The organism is Pseudomonas bijieensis (assembly GCF_013347965.1).
GTDB lineage: Bacteria > Pseudomonadota > Gammaproteobacteria > Pseudomonadales > Pseudomonadaceae > Aquipseudomonas > Aquipseudomonas bijieensis.
The window spans coordinates 4,220,014-4,243,638 of the sequence record NZ_CP048810.1; the positions used below are offsets into that span (position 1 = coordinate 4,220,014).

The window sequence follows — 23,625 nt, forward strand, 5'->3', positions numbered from 1 at the left end:
ATTACAGACGCATCGGCATGACAACGTAAGCCGAATCGTCGTTATCGGACTCCTGCACCAGTGCGCTGCTGTTGGAGTCAGACAGGATCAGACGTACTTGCTCGGTGGTCATCACGCCCAACACGTCGAGCAGGTAACTGACGTTGAAGCCGATTTCCAGGGAGCCGCCGGTGTATTCCACACCTACTTCTTCCTCCGCCTCTTCCTGCTCCGGGTTGTTCGCCTGGATTTTCAGCTGACCATTGGCCAGTTGCAGGCGGATGCCACGGTACTTCTCGTTGGAGAGGATCGCAGTACGGCTGAAGGCTTCGCGCAGTGCCTGGCGATCGCCCAGTACCAGCTTGTCGCCACCTTTTGGCAGCACACGCTCGTAGTCGGGGAATTTGCCGTCCACCAGTTTCGAAGTGAAGGTGAACTCGCCAGTGGTGGCGCGAATGTGGTGCTGGCCCAGCACGATACTGACGTTGCCGTCCGGCTCTGTCAGCAGGCGGGCCAGCTCCAGGATGCCTTTACGCGGCACGATCACCTGGTGGCGATCCGGCTGACCGATATCGGCCTGCATCGAGCACATGGCCAGGCGATGCCCGTCGGTGGCGACGGCGCGGATGACCCCGGCGGACACTTCCAGGAGCATGCCGTTGAGGTAATAACGCACGTCCTGCTGGGCCATGGCGAAGCTGGTGCGTTCGATCAGGCGACGCAGTTTGCTCTGGTCCAGGCTGCAGGTCAGCGAACCCGGGCCTTCTTCCACAGTCGGGAAATCGTTGGCGGGCAGTGTGGACAAGGTGAAACGGCTGCGGCCGGCCTTGACCACGAGCTTCTGCTCATCGACCTTGATGTCGATCAGCGCATCGTTGGGCAGGCTCTTGCAGATGTCCATCAGCTTGCGCGCCGGCACGGTGATGGAACCCGGATCGGCCGGTTCTTCAAGTTGCACACGACCGACCAGCTCGACTTCCAGGTCGGTACCGGTCAGCGACAATTGCTGGCCTTCGACAACCAGCAGCACGTTGGAAAGTACCGGCAAGGTCTGGCGGCGTTCGACGACGCCTGCGACCAGTTGCAGGGGTTTCAACAGGGCTTCGCGTTGAATGGTGAAATGCATGGTCTAGTCCCTTGCCTTAATAAGCTGCGCTGGTGGTCATCAAGTGGTCAGTGTACGCAGCAGGTTCTTGTAGTCCTCGCGGATGTCCGCGTCGGATTCCTTAAGTTCGTTGATCTTGCGGCAAGCGTGCAGCACGGTGGTGTGGTCGCGTCCGCCAAACACATCGCCGATCTCCGGCAGGCTGTGGTTGGTCAGTTCCTTGGACAGGGCCATGGCCACCTGGCGCGGACGCGCCACCGAACGCGAACGACGCTTGGACAGCAAGTCGGAAATCTTGATCTTGTAGTATTCAGCAACAGTTCGCTGAATGTTATCCACAGAAACCAATTTGTCCTGAAGCGCCAACAGGTCCTTCAAGGATTCGCGAATCAGCTCGATGGTGATGTCGCGGCCCATGAAGTGCGAGTGAGCGATCACCCGCTTGAGGGCACCTTCGAGTTCACGCACGTTCGAGCGAATACGCTGAGCGATGAAGAATGCCGCATCGTGAGGCAGCTCGACCTTGGCCTGGTCGGCTTTCTTCATCAGGATCGCAACCCGGGTTTCCAGCTCCGGTGGCTCGACGGCCACCGTCAGGCCCCAGCCGAAACGAGACTTGAGGCGTTCTTCGAGACCTTCGATCTCTTTCGGGTAGCGGTCACTGGTGAGAATGACCTGCTGTCCGCCTTCAAGCAACGCGTTGAAGGTGTGGAAAAACTCTTCCTGGGAACGTTCCTTGCGGGCGAAGAACTGAATATCGTCGATCAGCAAGGCGTCCACCGAACGGTAGAAACGCTTGAACTCATTGATCGCGTTCAGTTGCAGCGCCTTGACCATGTCGGCCACGAAACGCTCGGAATGCAGGTACACGACCTTGGCATTCGGGTTCTTCTTTAATAGGTGGTTGCCCACGGCGTGCATCAAGTGGGTCTTACCCAGGCCCACGCCACCATAAAGGAAGAGCGGGTTGTAGCCATGCTTGGGGTTGTCTGCGACCTGCCAGGCGGCCGCGCGGGCCAGCTGGTTGGATTTACCCTCGACGAAATTCTCGAAGGTAAAGGTCCGGTTCAGGTAGCTGGTGTGCTTGAGCGCACCTTCAACCTGGACGGTACGTTGTTCGGCACGCACCGGCGCCTGCTGGGAACTGGCACCGGCCATCGGGTCGAAGCTATCCCGGGAGGGCTCTTCGCTGACCTCGGCGACCTTTTGTGCGTTGCGTTTGCTCGGGGCAGGCGCGGGCGCCGGGGCAGCATGGTTGTTAACCGGTGCCGTGGCCGCTTGCTGGGCCTGTGACGCGGCGGCCGCCAGTGGCGCGTTGGGTGCGGCGCGTGGTGCCGAGCTACGCTTGCTGCCTATTAATAAGGACAGCGCAGGCGCCATGCCATTGCCATGCTCGTCGAGCAGTTCCATGACCCGGCCCAGGTACTTTTCGTTGACCCAGTCGAGAACGAAACGGTTCGGTGCATAGACACGCAACTCGTCGCCTTCGGCTTCGACCTGTAGTGGACGGATCCAAGTGTTGAATTGTTGGGCAGGCAGCTCCTCGCGCAAAAGCTCCACGCACTGCTGCCAAAGTTCCACTGACACGGATATCCCCTAAGTTGAAAGCCGGTGAGGCAAAAACAAGCGGCCATTGTAGCGAGCAGGCGTCCACTTATCCACATGCAGGTTGCCCATCGCGCATGATTTATCAATGCTTTAACGCAGAAAAAGACGACAGGCGGTCGGTGGATAAGCTCTGTGGATAACCGCCCCTGAGGGCATTGCACAAGTGGGGGCGAAAGTCGGTGGATAACCGCCCTGTGGATAACTGACCATTCCACGCACAGCTTATCCGACAGTGCAGCACAGGCTTGCCACCGTTTTCCCCTGTAGTTGTCATTCCCTGTACATGGCGGATTACAAGGGCTATGGATGGTTATCCACAGCTAGGTGCCGGCCTTGCTTTTATAAGCTTTACAGAAAAGCTTTAAATAATTCCCTTCTTTATTTCTATATCTAGCGTGGTGTGATGAATCCGCCCAAGCGGCTGGATATCTATTTAAAGGAAACGCTGGTTGGAAATTGACCTAGAGGCTTGCTTTCTCTAGAATCCCCGGTCTCTTAAAACGGGGGCCATTCCGGCCCGTTGTGGACGAACCAGGTAACACGACATGAAACGTACTTTCCAACCAAGCACTATCAAACGCGCTCGTACCCACGGTTTCCGTGCTCGCATGGCTACCAAGAACGGTCGTGCCGTCCTGTCGCGTCGTCGCGCCAAAGGTCGTGCGCGTCTGGCAGTTTGATAATCCGGCACTGGAGGTGAGTCAGGACTTCAGTCGGGAAAAGCGTCTGCTTACACCCCGGCATTTCAAGGCAGTCTTTGACTCCCCTACCGGCAAGGTTCCGGGGAAAAATCTCCTGCTCCTTGCGCGCAGCAACGATCTCGATCACCCCCGACTAGGGCTGGTTATTGGGAAAAAGAGCGTCAAGCTCTCCGTTCAGCGCAATCGCCTCAAACGTCTGATGCGCGAATCGTTTCGCCTGAACCAGGATTCACTGGTTGGATGGGACATTGTTATCGTCGCGCGCAAAGGTTTGGGTGACGTAGAAAACCCCGAATTGATTCAGCATTTCGGCAAGCTCTGGAAGCGTCTGGCACGCAACAAGCCAGTACCAGCAGTCAACACCGAAACTGTAGGGGTAGACAGTCCCGATGCGTAAACTGGCACTCGTTCCGATCCAGTTTTACCGCTATGCCATTAGTCCTTTGATGGCTAGTCACTGTCGTTTCTACCCCAGTTGTTCCTGCTACGCGTACGAAGCCATAGAAAATCATGGCCTACTGCGCGGTGGCTGGCTGACCTTTCGTCGTTTAGGTCGCTGTCATCCGTGGAATCCCGGCGGTTATGACCCGGTTCCGCCTATCCCTACCTCCCGTTCTTCTTCGATGGCCGAGTAATCATGGATATCAAACGCACGATCCTGATCGTCGCCCTGGCAATCGTGTCCTACGTCATGGTCCTTAAATGGAACCAGGACTATGGCCAGGCTGCCTTGCCGACTCAGAATGTTGCAGCCAGCAATACCGCACCGAGCCTGCCGGATGCCCCTGTTGGCAACAACGCCGCCAACAATGACGACATCCCGCGCGCGGCAAGCGATACCAGCGCTCCTGCCGAAGCCCCAGTGGCCGTAAGCAAAGATCTCATCCAGATCAAGACGGACGTGCTCGAGCTGGCAATCGATCCACAAGGTGGTGATGTCGCCCAGCTGAAGCTGCCGCTGTACCCACGTCGCCAGGATCATCCGGAAATCCCGTTCCAGTTGTTCGACAACGGTAACGAGCGGACCTACCTGGCCCAAAGTGGCCTGATCGGTACCAATGGCCCGGATTCGAACCCTGCCGGTCGCCCGGTCTACTCCGCCGAGAAGAAGGCTTATCAACTGGCTGACGGTCAGGACCAACTGGTCGTGGACCTGAAGTTCAGCAAGGATGGCGTCAACTACATCAAGCGTTTCACCTTGAAACGTGGCCTGTATGACGTAACCGTCTCCTACCTGATCGACAACCAGAGCGCCCAGCCTTGGTCTGGCGCGATGTTCGCGCAACTCAAGCGTGACGCCAGCGACGATCCGTCCTCCAGCACCGCCACCGGTACCGCGACTTACCTGGGCGCTGCCCTGTGGACAAGTTCGGAGCCGTACAAGAAAGTGTCCATGAAGGACATGGACAAGGGCCAGCTCAAGGAAACCGTCCAAGGTGGCTGGGTTGCCTGGCTGCAGCACTATTTTGTAACAGCCTGGATCCCGCAGAAGGGCGAAAGCAACGTCGTCCAGACGCGTAAAGACAGCAAAGGCAACTTCATCATCGGTTACACCGGCCCGACATTGACTGCCGCGCCAGGTGCGAAAGCCGAAACCAGCGCCATTCTGTATGCCGGTCCGAAAAGCCAGGCGGTGCTGAAAGAGTTGTCCCCAGGCCTGGAACTGACTGTGGACTACGGTTTCCTGTGGTTCATTGCCCAGCCGATCTTCTGGTTGCTGCAACATATCCACAGCATCGTCGGTAACTGGGGCTGGTCGATCATTTTCCTGACCATGCTGATCAAGGGGATCTTCTTCCCATTGTCGGCCGCCAGCTACAAATCCATGGCGCGCATGCGAGCAGTGGCCCCGAAACTGGCTGCCCTGAAAGAACAACATGGCGATGACCGGCAGAAAATGTCCCAGGCCATGATGGAGTTGTACAAGAAAGAGAAGATCAACCCGCTGGGTGGATGCTTGCCGATTCTTGTACAGATGCCGGTGTTCCTGTCGCTGTACTGGGTTCTGCTGGAAAGCGTGGAGATGCGTCAGGCACCGTTCATGCTGTGGATTACCGACCTGTCGATCAAGGATCCGTTCTTCATCCTGCCGATCATCATGGGCGCGACCATGTTCATCCAGCAGCAGTTGAACCCAACGCCTCCGGACCCGATGCAGGCGAAGGTCATGAAAATGATGCCAATCATCTTCACCTTCTTCTTCCTGTGGTTCCCGGCAGGTCTTGTGCTGTACTGGGTTGTGAACAACGTGCTGTCCATTACTCAGCAGTGGTACATCACGCGTAAGATCGAAGCGGCTACGAAAAAAGCCGAGGCGTAACTTGCTCTGTGGATAACCACACAAAACGCCCCCTAGTGGGGCGTTTTGCTATCTGCCACTTTTGTCTGGATACCGGTTTATGAGCACACCGCGTGAAACCATCGCCGCCGTTGCCACCGCCCAAGGTCGCGGCGGTGTCGGCATCGTCCGTATTTCGGGGCCCTTGGCCAGTGTCGCGGCCAAGGCTATCAGCGGTCGTGAACTCAAGCCGCGGTTTGCGCATTACGGCCCGTTTTTCAGTGATGACCAGCAGGTGCTCGACGAAGGGCTGGCGTTGTATTTCCCGGGACCGAATTCGTTTACCGGTGAAGATGTGCTGGAGTTGCAAGGACACGGCGGACCCATCGTGCTGGATATGCTGCTCAAGCGCTGCCTTGAACTGGGCTGTCGCCTGGCCCGGCCGGGGGAGTTCAGCGAACGGGCATTTCTCAACGACAAGCTCGACCTGGCCCAGGCCGAGGCGATTGCCGATCTGATCGAAGCCAGTTCTGCACAGGCTGCCCGCAACGCATTGCGTTCCCTGCAAGGAGCGTTTTCCCAGCGTGTGCATAACCTCACCGAACAATTGATCGGCCTGCGGATCTACGTCGAGGCGGCAATCGATTTCCCGGAAGAGGAGATCGACTTCCTCGCCGATGGTCACGTGCTGAGCTTGCTCGATAAGGTACGCGATGAGTTATCCACAGTGCTTCGTGAAGCCGGGCAAGGCGCCTTGTTGCGCGATGGGATGACTGTGGTGATCGCCGGACGGCCCAATGCTGGCAAATCCAGCCTGCTGAACGCCCTGGCCGGTCGCGAGGCAGCAATTGTCACCGAGATCGCCGGCACCACCCGGGACATTCTGCGTGAACATATCCACATCGATGGCATGCCACTGCACGTTGTGGATACAGCAGGTTTGCGCGACACCGAGGACAAGGTGGAAAAAATCGGCGTTGAACGGGCGCTGAAGGCCATTGGTGAAGCCGACCGGGTATTGCTGGTGGTGGACGCCACCGCGCCGGAAGCGGACGATCCATTTGCCTTATGGCCTGAATTCCTCGAAGTCCGCCCGGATCCGGCAAAGGTCACGTTGATTCGCAACAAGGCCGACCTGACCGGGGAAGCGATTGTTCTCGAGGTCAGCAACGACGGCCATGTGACCATCAGCCTGAGCGCGAAATCGGCGGGCGAGGGCCTGGAACTGCTGCGCGAGCACCTCAAGGCGTGCATGGGCTATGAGCAGACATCGGAAAGCAGCTTCAGCGCCCGCCGGCGGCATCTTGAAGCCTTGCGCCACGCCAGCGCCGCCCTGGAACACGGGCGCGCGCAGTTGACCTTGGCGGGGGCAGGAGAGTTGTTGGCCGAAGACCTTCGCCAGGCACAACACTCCCTTGGGGAAATTACCGGCGCCTTCAGTTCCGATGACTTGTTGGGGCGGATCTTTTCCAGCTTCTGCATCGGTAAATAGCCCCACCTTTCAAACCGGGTTTGTCCTCGAAGCCTATCGAGTCCAACGCAAACCCGGTCGCTCCTTCTCCTTTTTTAGAACGATTGCCCTTGATGGCGGCTTGCCTGTGGGCACCGGCCTGCCCATCACGGCGGCTTTCTGTGGATTAAGCCCTGTGAATAACTGCCACTGAGGTCGGTTGATAACCCCCCTTCAAAACTGAAGATAAGCGCCTCTGTGGATAACAGGCCCATTCATCCACAGGCTTACACCGGTTATCCAAGCCCCTCAATGCCACATGACCACAGGGTTTTGAATCTTTGTACACATTGAAAATAAAGGCTTATAAGACCTTATCCACAGATAGTGAGCTCAGTAAGAATAAACATAAAAACAAAGATTCTATAAATTTCTTTCTTTTTTATTTTTTTAACCGCGAGTTCTCCACAGCTGGTTAAATTTTGTGCAAAGGGTTCTTTAGAAAGGGCGAAGTCCCTATACTTGCCGACCTGGTTCGAAAAACGCCCAGGGCCAGACTCAAAACCTATTCCGAATTACCTGAATAAAGCAGGCACGAGGTGCGTGGTGGATTTCCCTTCCCGTTTTGAAGTGATCGTCATCGGCGGCGGTCATGCCGGTACCGAGGCAGCACTTGCATCAGCACGCATGGGGGCAAAGACCCTGTTGCTGACGCATAACGTGGAAACCCTTGGCGCCATGAGCTGCAACCCTGCCATTGGTGGGATCGGCAAAAGCCACCTGGTCAAGGAAATCGATGCCCTTGGCGGTGCGATGGCCATGGCCACCGATAAAGGTGGTATCCAGTTTCGCGTGTTGAACAGCCGCAAAGGCCCCGCCGTGCGCGCTACTCGCGCCCAGGCCGACCGAGTCCTGTACAAGGCTGCTGTCCGTGAAATCCTGGAAAACCAGCCGAACCTGTGGATATTTCAACAAGCGGCCGATGACTTGATCGTCGAGCAGGACCAGGTGCGCGGTGTCGTCACGCAAATGGGCCTGCGTTTCTTCGCCGACTCCGTGGTGTTGACTACCGGGACCTTCCTCGGCGGACTTATCCACATCGGTTTGCAGAATTTTTCTGGCGGTCGCGCCGGTGATCCGCCGTCGATTGCTCTGGCTCACCGTCTGCGTGAGTTGCCATTGCGTGTCGGGCGCCTGAAAACCGGTACACCACCTCGCATCGACGGCAAGTCCGTGGATTTCTCGGTGATGACCGAGCAGCCTGGCGACACGCCGATCCCGGTGATGTCGTTCATGGGCAACAAGGAACAGCATCCACGGCAAGTCAGTTGCTGGATCACCCACACCAACGCCCGCACCCACGAAATCATCGCGGCGAACCTCGATCGTTCGCCGATGTATTCCGCTGCCGGTGAAATCGAAGGTGTCGGTCCGCGCTATTGCCCGTCGATCGAAGACAAGATCCACCGCTTTGCCGACAAGGAAAGCCACCAGGTGTTCATCGAACCGGAAGGTTTGACCACCCATGAGCTGTATCCGAACGGGATATCCACAAGTCTGCCGTTCGACGTGCAATTGCAGATCGTGCAATCGATCCGGGGCATGGAGAACGCGCACATCGTGCGTCCGGGTTATGCGATCGAGTACGACTACTTCGATCCGCGCGATTTGAAGTACAGCCTGGAAACCAAAACTATCGGCGGTCTGTTCTTCGCCGGGCAGATCAACGGCACCACCGGTTACGAAGAGGCCGGTGCCCAAGGGCTGTTGGCCGGTGCCAACGCAGCGCTGCGTGCCCAGGGCAAAGACAGCTGGTGCCCACGCCGCGATGAAGCGTACATCGGGGTGCTGGTGGACGACCTGATTACCCTGGGTACCCAGGAGCCGTATCGGATGTTCACCTCCCGTGCCGAATATCGCCTGATCCTGCGTGAAGACAACGCCGACCTGCGCCTGACCGAGAAAGGTCGTGAGTTGGGGTTGGTGGATGACGTGCGCTGGGCCGCGTTCTGCAAGAAACGCGAGAGTATCGAGCTGGAAGAGCAGCGTCTGAAAAGCACCTGGGTGCGCCCCGGTACCGAGCAGGGCGATGCCATTGCGACGAAATTCGGCACACCGCTGACCCACGAATACAACCTGCTCAACCTGTTGAGCCGCCCGGAAATCGATTACGCCGGGTTGGTGGAAGTGACCGGCCAGGGCGCGGAAGATCCGCAAGTGGCTGAACAGGTCGAGATCAAGACCAAATACGCCGGTTACATCGACCGCCAGCAGGATGAAATTGCCCGTCTGCGCGCCAGCGAAGACACGAAACTGCCTGTGGATATCGATTACACGGGCATTTCCGGGTTATCGAAAGAAATCCAGAGCAAGCTCGGCGCAACCCGTCCAGAGACCCTGGGCCAGGCTTCGCGCATCCCCGGTGTGACCCCGGCGGCGATTTCCCTGTTGATGATTCATTTGAAAAAACGCGGCGCGGGCCGTCAGTTGGAGCAAAGCGCTTGAGTTCGATGGTCACCTCGCAACATGCCGAAGAGTTATCCACAGGTGCCCGTCAACTCGGCGTCAGCCTGACCGAAACCCAGCACGCGCAGCTGCTGGGCTATCTGGCGCTGTTGATCAAATGGAACAAGGCCTACAACCTGACCGCCGTGCGCGATCCGGATGAAATGGTCTCGCGGCATTTGCTCGACAGCCTCAGCGTCATGTCCTTCATCGAAAACGGTCGCTGGCTGGATGTCGGCAGCGGCGGTGGCATGCCGGGAATCCCGTTGGCGATCCTGTTTCCCGACTCGCAAGTGACCTGCCTGGACAGCAACGGCAAGAAAACCCGCTTCCTGACCCAGGTCAAACTCGAACTCAAACTGGATAACCTTCAAGTTATCCACAGCCGCGTCGAAGCATTCCAGCCTGCAGAGCCATTCAACGGGATCATCTCCCGGGCATTCAGCAGCATGGAGAACTTCAGCAACTGGACTCGCCACCTGGGCGATGCCGATACGCGCTGGCTGGCAATGAAGGGCGTTCATCCGGCCGATGAGCTGGTAGCATTGCCGGCAGACTTCCACCTCGATAGCGAACACGCCTTGGCCGTACCCGGTTGCCAAGGCCAACGCCATCTGCTGATACTGCGCCGCACGGCATGATTGGGAACACAAGCAAGAATGGCTAAGGTATTCGCGATAGCGAACCAGAAGGGTGGTGTGGGCAAGACCACCACCTGTATCAACCTCGCAGCATCCCTGGTCGCGACCAAGCGTCGGGTGCTGTTGATCGATCTCGATCCACAGGGCAACGCCACCATGGGTAGCGGTGTGGATAAACATGGCCTGGAAAACTCCATCTACGACGTGCTGATCGGTGAATGCGATCTGGGTCAGGCCATGCATTTTTCCGAACACGGCGGTTATCAACTGCTGCCGGCCAACCGTGATTTGACGGCGGCCGAAGTGGTCCTGCTGGAAATGCAGATGAAGGAAAGCCGTCTGCGCAGCGCGTTGGCGCCGATCCGGGAAAACTACGACTACATCCTGATCGACTGCCCGCCTTCGCTGTCGATGCTGACCCTCAACGCGCTGGTGGCCGCTGATGGGGTGATTATCCCCATGCAGTGCGAATACTTTGCCCTCGAAGGGCTGAGCGACCTTGTGGATAACATCAAGCGCATCGCCGAACTGTTGAACCCGGAACTGAAAGTCGAAGGCCTGCTGCGGACCATGTACGACCCACGGCTGAGCCTGATGAACGACGTTTCGGCCCAGCTCAAGGAACACTTCGGCGAGCAGCTCTACGACACTGTCATCCCGCGTAACATTCGCCTGGCCGAAGCGCCGAGCTACGGCATGCCGGCCCTGGCCTACGACAAACAATCCCGTGGTGCGCTGGCCTACCTGGCCCTGGCGGGCGAGATGGTTCGCCGTCAGCGCCGTAACCCACGCACCGCTGCAGCCCAGCCAACTTAAGGAAACCCCATGGCCGTCAAGAAACGAGGTCTCGGACGTGGACTGGATGCACTGCTCAGCGGTCCGACTGTCAGCTCGCTGGAAGAACAGGCCGTCCAGGCCGATCAGCGCGAGTTGCAGCATCTGCCCCTGGACCTGATCCAACGCGGCAAATACCAGCCGCGCCGAGACATGGACCCGCAGGCGCTGGAAGAACTGGCCCAGTCGATCAAGAGCCAGGGCGTGATGCAGCCGATCGTGGTCCGTCCGATCGCCAATGGGCGTTTCGAGATCATCGCCGGTGAACGCCGTTGGCGCGCCAGCCAGCAGGCCGGCCAGGAAACCATCCCGGCCATGGTGCGCGATGTGCCGGATGAAACCGCCATTGCCATGGCGCTGATCGAGAACATCCAGCGTGAAGACCTCAACCCGATCGAGGAAGCCGTGGCCCTGCAGCGTTTGCAGCAGGAATTCCAGCTGACCCAGCAACAGGTCGCCGAGGCGGTGGGCAAGTCCCGCGTGACCGTGGCCAACCTGCTGCGCCTGATTGCGTTGCCGGAAGTCATCAAGACCATGCTGTCCCATGGCGACCTGGAAATGGGTCATGCCCGGGCATTGCTCGGTTTGCCGGAAAATCAACAAGTTGAAGGGGCGCGACATGTTGTCGCACGAGGTCTGACTGTGCGCCAAACCGAGGCACTGGTTCGTCAGTGGCTCAGCGGTAAACCGGCCCCCGTCGAAGCCCCCAAAATCGATCCTGATATCGCTCGTCTGGAACAGCGCCTGGCCGAGCGCCTGGGCTCTGCGGTGCAGATTCGCCACGGCAAGAAGGGCAAAGGGCAACTGGTGATCGGTTATAACTCCCTCGATGAACTGCAAGGTGTCCTTGCACACATTCGCTGAAACAATTGCTCTTGTAGCGCGCAGTCGGAAATCACTACCTGACAGTTGAATAGGGGCAGAACCGCCCCTATACTCTGCGCGCATTTTGTCGGCACAAATTATGCCAAGTTATTGAATTATGGCGGCCGACCCTTGGAGAGCAAAAGCGATGGAAACCCGCACGCCAAACCGCTTGCCGTTCCATCGTCTGGCAGTTTTCCCGGTTTTGATGACTCAGTTCATCGTTGTACTGATCGCCGCATTGGCGCTCTGGCAATGGAAAGGAGTCGTCGCCGGATACTCAGGTCTTTGCGGAGGCCTGATAGCCTTGCTCCCCAATATTTACTTCGCTCACAGGGCATTTCGGTTTTCCGGCGCCCGAGCAGCCCAGGCTATCGTCCGGTCTTTTTATGCCGGCGAGGCGGGGAAACTGATTTTGACGGCAGTGCTGTTTGCACTGACGTTCGCAGGTGTGAAGCCATTGGCACCACTGGCTGTATTCGGTGTCTTCTTGCTGACCCAACTGGTTAGCTGGTTCGCTCCCCTGCTAATGAGAACAAGACTTTCGAGACCTTAGGGCGTTTGAGGCAACCATGGCAGAGACAACCGCTTCGGGCTATATCCAGCACCACTTGCAGAACCTGACCTTCGGTCAGCTACCCAACGGCGGCTGGGGCTTTGCCCACTCCGCAGCAGAAGCCAAGGAAATGGGCTTCTGGGCTTTCCACGTCGATACCCTCGGCTGGTCGGTCGCACTGGGCCTGATTTTCGTTCTTCTTTTCCGCATGGCGGCAAAGAAAGCGACCTCCGGTCAGCCCGGCGCACTGCAGAACTTCGTTGAAGTACTGGTCGAATTCGTCGATGGCAGCGTGAAAGACAGCTTCCATGGCCGTAGCCCGGTGATCGCACCGCTGGCACTGACCATCTTCGTCTGGGTGTTTCTGATGAACGCCGTCGACCTGGTACCGGTCGACTGGATTCCTCAGCTGGCCATCCTGATCTCCGGCGACCACCACATCCCATTCCGCGCCGTGTCGACCACCGACCCGAACGCGACCCTGGGCATGGCGTTCTCGGTCTTCGCACTGATCATTTTCTATAGCATCAAGGTCAAGGGCATCGGCGGCTTCATCGGCGAACTGACCCTGCACCCGTTCGGCAGCAAGAACATCCTGGTTCAAGCCCTGCTGATCCCGGTGAACTTCCTGCTGGAATTCGTGACCCTGATCGCCAAACCGATTTCTCTGGCACTGCGTCTGTTCGGCAACATGTATGCCGGCGAACTGGTGTTCATCCTGATCGCTGTGATGTTCGGCAGCGGCCTGCTGTGGCTCAGCGGCCTGGGTGTAGTCCTGCAATGGGCGTGGGCTGTGTTCCACATCCTGATCATCACCCTGCAGGCGTTCATCTTCATGATGCTGACCATCGTCTACCTGTCGATGGCGCACGAAGAAAACCATTAAGGCCAGTCTCGACTAGTCTGATGTCCTTCCCGGTCAAACGGGAAGGAGCCCGAACCGGGCTGAGAAACGATTTGTTTTACCGCTTTAATCTAAAAAACCTAAACCATACGACGTAAAAGTCGGGAGGAAAGATGGAAACTGTAGTTGGTCTAACCGCTATCGCTGTTGCACTGTTGATCGGCCTGGGCGCACTGGGTACCGCAATTGGTTTCGGCCTGCTGGGCGGCAAGTTCCTGGAAGGCGCAGCGCGTCAGCCAGAAATGGTTCCAATGCTGCAAGTAAAAATGTTCATCGTGGCTGGTCTGCTCGACGCCGTGACCATGATCGGTGTTGGTATCGCTCTGTTCTTCACCTTTGCGAACCCGTTCGTTGGTCAAATCGCTGGCTAATTACTCGGATGTCTCGAGTAGATTGGTGTGATGGACAACGTAACTGCGAGGTGTTGGCGTGAACATTAATGCGACCCTGATTGGCCAGTCCGTTGCGTTCCTGATTTTTGTACTGTTCTGCATGAAGTTCGTATGGCCTCCGGTCATTGCGGCATTGCACGAACGTCAAAAGAAGATCGCTGATGGTCTGGACGCTGCCAGCCGTGCAGCTCGCGACCTGGAGTTGGCCCATGAGAAAGTGGGTCAGCAACTGCGCGAAGCGAAAGCTCAGGCAGCTGAAATCATCGAGCAAGCCAAGAAACGCGGTACCCAGATTGTCGACGAAGCCCGTGAACAGGCTCGCGTCGAAGCTGACCGTGTGAAGGCTCAGGCTCAAGCCGAGATCGAACAGGAACTCAACAGTGTCAAAGACGCGCTGCGTGCCCAAGTGGGTGCTCTGGCCGTTGGCGGTGCTTCGAAGATCCTGGGTGCCACAATCGATCAAAACGCGCACGCAGAGCTGGTAAACAAACTGGCTGCTGAAATCTAAGCGAGGGCGATCATGGCAGAACTGACCACGTTGGCCCGACCTTACGCTAAGGCGGCCTTCGAGCACGCTCAGGCCCACCAGCAACTGGCCAATTGGTCAGCCATGCTCGGCCTGGCAGCAGCGGTGTCGCAAGACGACACCATGCAGCGCGTGCTCAAGGCCCCGCGACTGACGAGCGCAGAAAAGGCCGCCACGTTCATTGACGTGTGCGGCGACAAGTTCGATGCCAAGGCACAGAATTTCATTCACGTCGTTGCCGAAAACGACCGTCTCCCGCTTCTGCCGGAGATCGCCGCTCTTTTCGACCTGTACAAGGCCGAGCAAGAGAAGTCGGTAGACGTGGAAGTCACCAGTGCTTTCGCATTGAACCAAGAACAGCAAGACAAACTCGCCAAGGTTCTCAGTGCACGACTCAACCGGGAAGTGCGCCTGCAAGTCGAGGAAGACAAGTCCCTGATTGGGGGCGTTGTCATCCGCGCCGGCGACCTGGTTATCGATGGCTCGATTCGCGGCAAAATCGCGAAACTTGCCGAAGCATTGAAATCTTGAGTTTGAAGGGGCAGCAGAGCAATGCAGCAACTCAATCCTTCCGAAATAAGTGAAATTATCAAGGGCCGCATCGACAAACTCGATGTGACCTCCCAAGCCCGTAACGAAGGCACTGTCGTCAGCGTATCTGACGGCATCGTGCGGATTCACGGTCTGGCCGACGTCATGTACGGCGAGATGATCGAGTTTCCGGGCGGCGTCTACGGTATGGCCCTCAACCTGGAGCAAGACTCTGTAGGTGCCGTGGTATTGGGCGCATACACGACTCTGGCTGAAGGCATGAGCGCCAAGTGCACCGGCCGCATCCTCGAAGTTCCGGTTGGTAAGGAACTGCTGGGTCGCGTAGTCGACGCACTGGGTAACCCTGTTGACGGCAAAGGTCCGCTGAACAACACCGAGACCGATGCGGTCGAGAAAGTTGCTCCTGGCGTGATCTGGCGTAAGTCGGTAGACCAGCCTGTACAGACTGGCTACAAGGCTGTCGATGCCATGATCCCTGTCGGCCGTGGCCAGCGTGAGCTGATCATCGGTGACCGTCAGATCGGTAAGACTGCTCTGGCGATCGACGCGATCATCAACCAGAAAAACAGCGGAATCTTCTGCGTCTACGTGGCAATCGGTCAGAAGCAATCGACCATCGCCAACGTGGTTCGCAAGCTGGAAGAGAACGGCGCCCTGGCCAACACGATCATCGTGGCTGCCAGTGCTTCGGAATCGGCCGCGCTGCAATTCCTGGCACCGTACTCCGGTTGCACCATGGGCGAATACTTCCGCGACCGCGGTGAAGACGCGCTGATCGTCTATGACGATCTGTCCAAGCAAGCAGTGGCCTACCGCCAGATTTCCCTGCTGCTGCGCCGTCCACCAGGCCGTGAAGCCTACCCAGGCGACGTGTTCTATCTCCACTCCCGTCTGCTGGAGCGCGCATCCCGCGTTTCGGAAGAGTACGTAGAGAAGTTCACCAACGGCGCCGTGACTGGCAAGACCGGTTCCCTGACCGCTCTGCCGATCATCGAAACCCAGGCTGGCGACGTTTCCGCGTTCGTTCCGACCAACGTGATTTCCATCACCGACGGTCAGATCTTCCTGGAATCGGCCATGTTCAACTCGGGCATCCGTCCTGCTGTGAACGCCGGTGTTTCGGTATCCCGTGTGGGTGGTGCCGCTCAGACCAAGATCATCAAGAAGCTGTCCGGTGGTATCCGTACCGCCCTGGCCCAGTACCGTGAACTGGCGGCATTCGCCCAGTTCGCTTCTGACCTGGACGAAGCGACCCGTAAGCAACTTGAGCATGGTCAGCGCGTTACCGAGCTGATGAAGCAGAAGCAATACGCACCAATGTCGATCGCTGACATGGCGCTGTCGCTGTATGCCGCTGAGCGTGGGTTCCTGACTGACATTGAAATCGCCAAGATCGGCAGCTTCGAACAAGCGCTGATCGCTTTCTTCAACCGCGATCACGCCGATTTGATGGCCAAGATCAACGTTAAAGGTGACTTCAATGACGAAATCGACGCTGGCCTCAAAGCCGGTATCGAGAAGTTCAAGGCCACCCAAACCTGGTAAGCCGCAGCGGGAGCCGCAAGGCTCCCGCTTGCTAACCTGATAGGTGTTACATGGCAGGCGCAAAAGAGATTCGCAGTAAGATTGCGAGCATCAAAAGCACGCAAAAGATTACCAGCGCCATGGAAAAAGTGGCGGTCAGCAAAATGCGCAAGGCACAAATGCGCATGGCTGCTAGCCGTCCTTATGCGGAGCGCATCCGCCAGGTGATTGGTCATCTGGCCAACGCCAACCCGGAATACCGCCACCCGTTCATGATCGAACGCGCCATCAAGCGCGTCGGTTACGTTGTGGTGAGCAGTGACCGTGGTCTGTGCGGTGGCTTGAACACCAACCTGTTCAAGGCCCTGGTCAAGGACATGGCGGTAAACCGCGAACAAGGCGTCGAGATCGATCTGTGCGTGGTCGGTAGCAAGGGTGCGGCTTTCTTCCGTAACTTCGGCGGTAACGTCGTCGCTGCTATCAGCCACCTGGGTGAAGAACCGTCGATCAATGACCTGATCGGCAGCGTCAAGGTGATGCTGGATGCTTACCTGGAAGGCCGGATCGACCGCCTGTCCGTGGTATCCAACAAGTTCATCAACACCATGACGCAACAGCCGACCGTGGAGCAGTTGATTCCACTGGTGGCGACCCCGGAACAGGAACTCAAGCACCACTGGGACTATCTCTACGAACCGGACGCCAAGGAGCTGCTCGACGGCTTGATGGTCCGCTACGTGGAGTCGCAGGTCTACCAGGCGGTGGTCGAGAACAACGCAGCTGAACAAGCGGCGCGGATGATCGCGATGAAGAACGCTACCGACAACGCCGGTGATTTGATCAGCGATTTGCAGCTGATCTACAACAAGGCGCGTCAGGCTGCGATCACCCAAGAGATCTCGGAAATCGTCGGCGGCGCTGCCGCGGTTTAACGGTTCAAATATTCAGAGGATCCAGCTATGAGTAGCGGACGTATCGTTCAAATCATCGGCGCCGTTATCGACGTGGAATTTCCACGCGACAGCGTACCGAGCATCTACGACGCCTTGAAGGTTCAAGGCGCCGAAACCACCCTGGAAGTTCAGCAGCAGCTGGGCGACGGTGTGGTTCGTACCATTGCGATGGGCTCCACCGAGGGCTTGAAGCGCGGTCTGGACGTCAACAACACTGGCGCAGCCATCTCCGTACCGGTCGGTAAAGCGACCCTGGGCCGGATCATGGACGTACTGGGCAACCCGATCGACGAAGCTGGCCCGATCGACACCGAAGAGCGCTGGGGCATTCACCGTCCTGCGCCAACCTTCGCTGAGCAGGCAGGTGGCAACGAGCTGCTGGAAACCGGCATCAAGGTTATCGACCTGGTTTGCCCGTTCGCCAAGGGCGGTAAAGTCGGTCTGTTCGGTGGTGCCGGTGTAGGCAAGACCGTAAACATGATGGAACTGATCCGTAACATCGCCATCGAGCACAGCGGTTATTCCGTGTTCGCTGGTGTGGGTGAGCGTACTCGTGAGGGTAACGACTTCTACCACGAGATGAAGGATTCCAACGTTCTGGACAAAGTGGCACTGGTCTACGGCCAGATGAACGAGCCGCCGGGAAACCGTCTGCGCGTAGCCCTGACCGGCCTGACCATGGCCGAGAAGTTCCGTGACGAAGGTAACGACGTTCTGCTGTTCGTCGACAACATCTACCGTTACACCCTGGCCGGTACCGAAGTATCCGCACTGCTGGGCCGTATGCCTTCGGCAGTAGGTTACCAACCGACCCTGGCTGAAGAGATGGGCGTGCTGCAAGAACGCATCACTTCGACCAAGCAAGGCTCGATCACCTCGATCCAAGCGGTATACGTACCAGCGGACGACTTGACCGACCCGTCGCCAGCGACCACCTTCGCCCACTTGGACGCCACCGTCGTTCTGTCCCGTGACATCGCTTCCCTGGGTATCTACCCAGCGGTTGACCCACTGGACTCGACTTCGCGCCAGCTGGACCCGAACGTGATCGGCCAGGAGCACTACGACACCGCTCGCGGCGTTCAGTACGTGCTGCAGCGTTACAAGGAACTGAAGGACATCATCGCGATCCTGGGTATGGACGAGCTCTCGGAAGCCGACAAGCAGTTGGTAAACCGTGCTCGTAAGATCCAGCGCTTCTTGTCGCAGCCGTTCTTCGTGGCTGAAGTCTTCACCGGTGCCTCGGGTAAATACGTTTCCCTGAAAGACACCATTGCTGGCTTCAAAGGCATCCTCAACGGTGACTACGACCACCTGCCAGAACAAGCGTTCTACATGGTCGGCGGCATCGAAGAAGCGATCGAGAAAGCCAAGAAACTGTAATCCCGGCGCCCGGCAACGGGCGCTAATTTAGGTTGAGGCAATCAGATGGCTATGACAGTCCATTGCGATATCGTCAGTGCGGAAGGGGAAATCTTCTCCGGTCTGGTCGAGATGGTGGTTGCGCATGGTGAGCTGGGTGATCTTGGTATCGCTCTGGGTCACGCACCGCTGATCACTAATCTGAAACCGGGTCCGATCCGCTTGATCAAGCAGGGCGGGGAAACCGAGGTGTTCTACATCTCCGGTGGTTTCCTCGAGGTTCAGCCGAACATGGTCAAGGTCCTTGCCGACACCGTGCAACGTGCTGCCGACCTGGACGAAGCCTCCGCTCAGGAAGCCGTCAAGGCTGCCGAGAAGGCCCTGAACGAAAAAGGCGCAGACTTCGACTACGGTTCTGCTGCTGCACGTCTGGCCGAGGCCGCAGCCCAGCTGCGCACCGTCCAGCAGATCCGCAAGAAGTTCGGCGGCTAAGCCGTCTGCTTTCTGTGCGATTGATTAAAAAGGGTAGCCTCGGCTACCCTTTTTTCATTTTCCCGACACTCATCATCTGGTCGCAGCCGCTGACCACCCAGGATTGGTAGCCAGTCATGTCTCTCGAAATCGTTATCCTCGCGGCAGGTCAAGGCACCCGCATGCGTTCGGCGCTGCCCAAGGTATTGCACCCGGTAGCCGGCAATTCCATGCTCGGCCATGTTATCCACAGCGCGCGGCAACTTGATCCACAGCGCATTCACGTGGTGATCGGCCACGGTGCCGATGCGGTACGCGAACGCCTGGCGGCGGATGACCTGAATTTCGTCCTGCAGGACAAACAACTCGGTACCGGCCATGCCGTGGCCCAGGCCGTGCCGTTCATCACGGCCGATACGGTGCTGATTCTCTACGGCGATGTGCCGCTGATCGAAGTCGAGACCTTGCAGCGCCTGCTCAAGCATGTCGCGCCACAGCAGCTGGGCCTGCTGACTGTCGAGTTGGATGACCCCACCGGTTACGGCCGCATTGTGCGTAACGCCGACGGCCATGTGACGGCGATTGTCGAGCAAAAGGACGCCAACGAAGCCCAGCGCGCGATCACCGAGGGCAATACCGGGATTCTTGCCGTGCCGGCCGAGCGCCTGGGCGACTGGATGAGTCGTCTGTCGAACAACAACGCCCAGGGCGAGTACTACCTGACCGATGTGATCGCCATGGCCGTTGCTGACGGCATGGTCGTCGCCACCGAGCAGCCGCTGGACGCCATGGAAGTGCAGGGCGCCAACGATCGCCGGCAACTGGCCGAGCTGGAGCGCCACTATCAATTGCGCGCCGCCCGCCGGCTGATGGCCCAAGGCGTGACCCTGCGCGATCCGTCCCGCTTCGATGTGCGCGGTGACGTCAGCGTGGGTCGCGACGTGGTCATCGATATCAACGTCATCCTCGAAGGCAAGGTCGTCATCGAAGACGACGTGGTGATCGGCCCGAACTGTGTGATCAAGGACAGCACCTTGCGCAAAGGCGTGGTGATCAAGGCCAACAGTCATATCGACGGTGCGATCATGGGCGAAGGCAGCGACGCCGGCCCGTTTGCCCGCCTGCGGCCAGGCTCTGTGCTGGAGGCCCGTGCCCATGTGGGTAACTTCGTCGAACTCAAGAATGCTCACCTGGGCGAAGGCGCCAAGGCCGGGCACCTGACCTACCTCGGTGACGCTGAAGTCGGCGCCCGCACCAACATTGGCGCCGGCACCATCACCTGCAATTACGATGGCGCCAACAAGTGGAAAACCGTATTGGGCGAAGACGTGTTCATCGGCTCGAACAACTCCTTGGTCGCGCCTGTGGATATCTCCAGCGGTGCGACCACGGCGGCCGGTTCAACCATCACGCAGAATGTGGATAACGCTCAATTGGCGGTTGGACGCGCTCGCCAGCGCAATATCGATGGTTGGAAGCGACCAGAAAAAAATCAAGAAACCCTGAAGTTATCCACATTCCCCTGTGGGAGCGAGCCTGCTCGCGAAGCGGTGGGTCAGAAGAGCAGTATTGGCTGACTCACCGCTTCGCGAGCAGGCTCGCTCCCCACATTTCATTAGGATATTTCTGAATTTTTCTTGTTGCGCCTTGACGATATCGCTCCAATAGGTTTTGATTGCTTACGTTATCTTTCGAATCGAAACTTATCCCGCCATGTCGAAACGCAACACGCCACAACGCCGGCACAACATCCTTGCCTTGCTCCAGGAGCAGGGTGAGGTCAGTGTGGATGAACTGGCCAAGCGCTTCGAAACCTCGGAAGTTACGATTCGCAAGGACCTCGCCGCCCTGGAAACCAACGGCCTGCTGCTGCGGCGCTACGGTGGCGCGGTGCCAATGCCGCAGGAATTGGTGGCCGATAACGGGCAGACCGTCTCCAAGTACAAACTCGCCATTGCCCGGGCCGCTGTGAAGCGGATCCGCGAACATGCGCGCATCATCATCGACAGCGGCAGCACTACGGCGGCCATGATTCCTCAACTCGGCCAACAGCCAGGCTTGGTGGTGATGACCAATTCCCTGCATGTCGCCAATGCCTTGAGCGAATTGGAGCATGAGCCGGTGCTGTTGATGACCGGCGGCACTTGGGACCCTCACTCCGAGTCGTTCCAGGGCCAAGTGGCCGAGCAGGTCCTGCGTTCCTACGATTTCGACCAGCTGTTCATCGGCGCCGACGGCATCGATCTGGTTCGAGGTACCACCACCTTCAACGAACTGCTGGGCCTGAGCCGCGTGATGGCTGAGGTGGCCCGCGAAGTGATCGTGATGGTGGAGGCCGACAAGATCGGCCGCAAGATTCCCAACCTGGAGCTGCCGTGGAGCAGCGTCCATACCCTTATTACCGATGATCGCCTGCCCGTAGAGGCCCGCGATCAGATTCAGGCCCGCGGCATCACCTTGATCTGCGCGCCTGTCAGCCAGGAGAAATAGCATGTGTGGAATTGTCGGCGCCGTTGCTGAACGCAACATCACTGCAATCTTGCTCGAGGGCCTCAAGCGCCTGGAATACCGCGGCTACGACAGCGCCGGTGTAGCGGTGTTCACCAACGACGAGAAGCTCGAGCGCATGCGTCGCCCAGGCAAGGTCAGCGAGCTGGAACAGGCCCTGGAGGCCGAACCGCTGATCGGTCGCCTTGGCGTTGCCCACACTCGCTGGGCCACCCATGGCGCGCCATGCGAGCGTAACGCTCACCCGCACTTTTCCGGCGACCTGGCGGTGGTGCACAACGGCATCATCGAAAACCACGAAGCTTTGCGTGAACAGCTCAAGGCGCTCGGCTATGTGTTCAGCTCGGACACCGACACTGAAGTCATCGCTCACTTGCTCAATCACAAGCTCAAGGATCTGGTGGACCTGACTGTGGCCCTCAAGGCCACCGTCAAGGAACTGCACGGTGCCTATGGCCTGGCGGTCATCAGCGCGAAACAACCCGATCGCCTGGTGGCGGCCCGCAGCGGCAGCCCTTTGGTTATCGGCCTGGGCCTGGGGGAAAACTTCCTGGCCTCCGATCAGTTGGCGCTGCGCCAGGTCACCGATCGCTTCATGTACCTGGAAGAAGGCGACATCGCCGAAATACGCCGCGACAGCGTGCAGATCTGGGATCTGGCCGGCAAAAGCGTGGAACGTGAGACTGTCCAATACCGCGACGGTGCCGAAGCTGCCGACAAAGGCGAGTTCCGCCACTTCATGCTCAAGGAAATCCACGAACAACCGGCTGTGGTGCAACGCACCCTGGAAGGCCGCATGAGCCAGAGCCAGGTCCTGGTCCAGGCATTCGGTCCACAGGCGGCGGAGTTGTTCGCCAAGGTCCGCAACGTGCAGATCGTGGCCTGCGGCACCAGTTATCACGCCGGCATGGTCGCCCGTTACTGGCTGGAAGAACTGGCGGGTATCCCGTGCCAGGTCGAAGTCGCCAGCGAGTTCCGCTATCGCAAAGTGGTGGTGCAGCCCGATTCGCTGTTCGTCACCATTTCCCAGTCCGGCGAAACCGCCGACACCCTGGCCGCCCTGCGCAATGCCAAGGAACTGGGGTTCCTCGCCAGCCTGGCGATCTGCAACGTCGGCATCAGCTCGCTGGTGCGCGAGTCCGACCTGACCCTGCTGACCCAGGCCGGTCGTGAAATCGGTGTGGCGTCGACCAAGGCGTTCACCACGCAACTGGTGGGCCTGCTGTTGCTGACCCTGTCCTTGGGCCAGGTTCGCGGCACCCTGGGTGAAGGCGTCGAGGCCAAGCTGGTGGAAGAACTGCGTCGCCTGCCTGCCCGCCTGGGCGAAGCCTTGGCCATGGACAGCACCGTGGAAAAAATCGCCGAGCTGTTCGCCGAGAAGAACCACACCCTGTTCCTCGGCCGTGGCGCGCAATTCCCGGTGGCGATGGAAGGGGCCTTGAAGCTCAAGGAAATCTCCTACATTCACGCCGAGGCCTACCCGGCCGGCGAGCTCAAGCACGGTCCGCTGGCGCTTGTGGATAACGACATGCCCGTCGTCACCGTCGCGCCGAATAACGAGCTGCTGGAAAAGCTCAAGTCCAACCTGCAGGAAGTCCGCGCCCGCGGCGGCCAGTTGATTGTCTTTGCTGACGAAAAGGCCGGCATGACCAATGGCGAAGGTACCCACGTGGTGCACATGCCACACATCCACGACATCCTGTCGCCAATCCTCTACACCATCCCGCTGCAACTGCTGTCGTACTACGTCGCTGTGCTCAAGGGCACGGATGTGGACCAGCCGCGGAATTTGGCGAAGTCTGTGACGGTGGAGTGAGTCGTCCCTGCTGATTCCAAGTAATAAGTCCTTTCGGGTTTAGCGCTGCTAAACCCGATCATCAAACCAGACACTCCGTACTGTCGAGCCTGGGGT

General features: G+C 58.4%; 22 protein-coding genes and 1 pseudogene. 21 read left to right on the forward strand and 2 right to left on the reverse strand.

Features of this window, described 5'->3' with window-relative positions:
- Position 1: 1 nt before the first annotated feature.
- Both dnaN and dnaA read right to left on the reverse strand, forming a co-directional pair.
- Positions 2 to 1,105, reverse strand: a complete 1,104-nt coding sequence (dnaN, locus tag GN234_RS18400) for a DNA polymerase III subunit beta (RefSeq protein WP_109752832.1) — start codon at positions 1,103 to 1,105, stop codon at positions 2 to 4.
- A 39-nt stretch (positions 1,106 to 1,144) separates the two neighbouring features.
- Positions 1,145 to 2,671 (reverse strand): chromosomal replication initiator protein DnaA, encoded by a 1,527-nt coding sequence (dnaA, locus tag GN234_RS18405; protein WP_109752831.1) that lies wholly within the window; start codon positions 2,669 to 2,671, stop codon positions 1,145 to 1,147.
- Between the two features lie 566 nt (positions 2,672 to 3,237).
- On the opposite strand from dnaA, the gene rpmH reads away from it, so the two are divergent.
- The 21 genes and pseudogenes from rpmH (at position 3,238) to glmS (ending at position 23,529) form a co-directional block, all read left to right on the forward strand.
- Complete coding sequence (gene rpmH, locus GN234_RS18410; RefSeq protein ID WP_003213577.1) at positions 3,238 to 3,372, forward strand: 50S ribosomal protein L34; 135 nt, start codon at positions 3,238 to 3,240, stop codon at positions 3,370 to 3,372.
- Positions 3,373 to 3,388: 16 nt separating this feature from the next.
- Positions 3,389 to 3,790, forward strand: a complete 402-nt coding sequence (rnpA, locus tag GN234_RS18415; protein WP_003207107.1) for a ribonuclease P protein component — start codon at positions 3,389 to 3,391, stop codon at positions 3,788 to 3,790.
- Positions 3,783 to 4,028 carry a membrane protein insertion efficiency factor YidD gene (gene yidD / locus GN234_RS18420; protein WP_010465488.1) on the forward strand — a complete coding sequence of 82 codons (246 nt, stop codon included), beginning with the start codon at positions 3,783 to 3,785 and terminating at the stop codon, positions 4,026 to 4,028. The genes rnpA and yidD overlap by 8 nt, the downstream gene beginning before the upstream one ends.
- A 2-nt stretch (positions 4,029 to 4,030) precedes the next feature.
- A complete protein-coding gene (gene yidC / locus GN234_RS18425; RefSeq protein WP_109752830.1) occupies positions 4,031 to 5,713 on the forward strand; it encodes a membrane protein insertase YidC in 1,683 nt (560 codons plus the stop codon).
- A gap of 79 nt (positions 5,714 to 5,792) precedes the next feature.
- The gene (gene mnmE / locus GN234_RS18430; RefSeq protein ID WP_116833806.1) at positions 5,793 to 7,163 is read left to right on the forward strand and encodes a tRNA uridine-5-carboxymethylaminomethyl(34) synthesis GTPase MnmE; all 1,371 of its coding nucleotides are present in this window, start codon (positions 5,793 to 5,795) and stop codon (positions 7,161 to 7,163) included.
- A 564-nt stretch (positions 7,164 to 7,727) separates the two neighbouring features.
- A complete protein-coding gene (mnmG, locus tag GN234_RS18435; protein WP_176688878.1) occupies positions 7,728 to 9,626 on the forward strand; it encodes a tRNA uridine-5-carboxymethylaminomethyl(34) synthesis enzyme MnmG in 1,899 nt (632 codons plus the stop codon).
- A gap of 5 nt (positions 9,627 to 9,631) precedes the next feature.
- Complete coding sequence (gene rsmG, locus GN234_RS18440) at positions 9,632 to 10,267, forward strand: 16S rRNA (guanine(527)-N(7))-methyltransferase RsmG (protein WP_176689604.1); 636 nt, start codon at positions 9,632 to 9,634, stop codon at positions 10,265 to 10,267.
- 18 nt (positions 10,268 to 10,285) lie between these two features.
- Positions 10,286 to 11,083: a ParA family protein gene (locus GN234_RS18445; RefSeq protein ID WP_003187199.1), complete on the forward strand. Its 798-nt coding sequence runs from the start codon at positions 10,286 to 10,288 to the stop codon at positions 11,081 to 11,083.
- A 9-nt stretch (positions 11,084 to 11,092) separates the two neighbouring features.
- The gene (locus GN234_RS18450) at positions 11,093 to 11,965 is read left to right on the forward strand and encodes a ParB/RepB/Spo0J family partition protein (RefSeq protein ID WP_060739912.1); all 873 of its coding nucleotides are present in this window, start codon (positions 11,093 to 11,095) and stop codon (positions 11,963 to 11,965) included.
- 148 nt (positions 11,966 to 12,113) lie between these two features.
- Complete coding sequence (locus GN234_RS18455; protein ID WP_109752826.1) at positions 12,114 to 12,521, forward strand: F0F1 ATP synthase subunit I; 408 nt, start codon at positions 12,114 to 12,116, stop codon at positions 12,519 to 12,521.
- A 16-nt stretch (positions 12,522 to 12,537) separates the two neighbouring features.
- Complete coding sequence (gene atpB / locus GN234_RS18460) at positions 12,538 to 13,407, forward strand: F0F1 ATP synthase subunit A (RefSeq protein ID WP_003187195.1); 870 nt, start codon at positions 12,538 to 12,540, stop codon at positions 13,405 to 13,407.
- Positions 13,408 to 13,538: 131 nt separating this feature from the next.
- Positions 13,539 to 13,796, forward strand: a complete 258-nt coding sequence (gene atpE / locus GN234_RS18465) for a F0F1 ATP synthase subunit C (protein WP_003097235.1) — start codon at positions 13,539 to 13,541, stop codon at positions 13,794 to 13,796.
- Positions 13,797 to 13,854: 58 nt separating this feature from the next.
- Positions 13,855 to 14,325: a F0F1 ATP synthase subunit B gene (locus GN234_RS18470; protein WP_047230097.1), complete on the forward strand. Its 471-nt coding sequence runs from the start codon at positions 13,855 to 13,857 to the stop codon at positions 14,323 to 14,325.
- 12 nt (positions 14,326 to 14,337) lie between these two features.
- Positions 14,338 to 14,874, forward strand: coding sequence for a F0F1 ATP synthase subunit delta (locus GN234_RS18475; protein WP_003187192.1), 537 nt, complete (start codon positions 14,338 to 14,340; stop codon positions 14,872 to 14,874).
- Between the two features lie 21 nt (positions 14,875 to 14,895).
- Positions 14,896 to 16,440: a F0F1 ATP synthase subunit alpha gene (gene atpA, locus GN234_RS18480; protein WP_053126819.1), complete on the forward strand. Its 1,545-nt coding sequence runs from the start codon at positions 14,896 to 14,898 to the stop codon at positions 16,438 to 16,440.
- A 50-nt stretch (positions 16,441 to 16,490) separates the two neighbouring features.
- Positions 16,491 to 17,351: a F0F1 ATP synthase subunit gamma gene (atpG, locus tag GN234_RS18485; protein ID WP_072397487.1), complete on the forward strand. Its 861-nt coding sequence runs from the start codon at positions 16,491 to 16,493 to the stop codon at positions 17,349 to 17,351.
- A gap of 27 nt (positions 17,352 to 17,378) precedes the next feature.
- The gene (atpD, locus tag GN234_RS18490; RefSeq protein WP_003187186.1) at positions 17,379 to 18,755 is read left to right on the forward strand and encodes a F0F1 ATP synthase subunit beta; all 1,377 of its coding nucleotides are present in this window, start codon (positions 17,379 to 17,381) and stop codon (positions 18,753 to 18,755) included.
- A gap of 45 nt (positions 18,756 to 18,800) precedes the next feature.
- Positions 18,801 to 19,226, forward strand: a complete 426-nt coding sequence (locus GN234_RS18495; protein WP_058438442.1) for a F0F1 ATP synthase subunit epsilon — start codon at positions 18,801 to 18,803, stop codon at positions 19,224 to 19,226.
- 116 nt (positions 19,227 to 19,342) lie between these two features.
- Positions 19,343 to 20,695, forward strand: a pseudogene (glmU, locus tag GN234_RS18500) (bifunctional UDP-N-acetylglucosamine diphosphorylase/glucosamine-1-phosphate N-acetyltransferase GlmU); the annotation flags it as partial.
- A 223-nt stretch (positions 20,696 to 20,918) separates the two neighbouring features.
- Complete coding sequence (locus GN234_RS18505) at positions 20,919 to 21,695, forward strand: DeoR/GlpR family DNA-binding transcription regulator (RefSeq protein ID WP_106274775.1); 777 nt, start codon at positions 20,919 to 20,921, stop codon at positions 21,693 to 21,695.
- Between the two features lies 1 nt (position 21,696).
- Positions 21,697 to 23,529 carry a glutamine--fructose-6-phosphate transaminase (isomerizing) gene (gene glmS / locus GN234_RS18510; RefSeq protein ID WP_109752824.1) on the forward strand — a complete coding sequence of 611 codons (1,833 nt, stop codon included), beginning with the start codon at positions 21,697 to 21,699 and terminating at the stop codon, positions 23,527 to 23,529.
- The last annotated feature ends 96 nt before the right edge of the window (positions 23,530 to 23,625 follow it).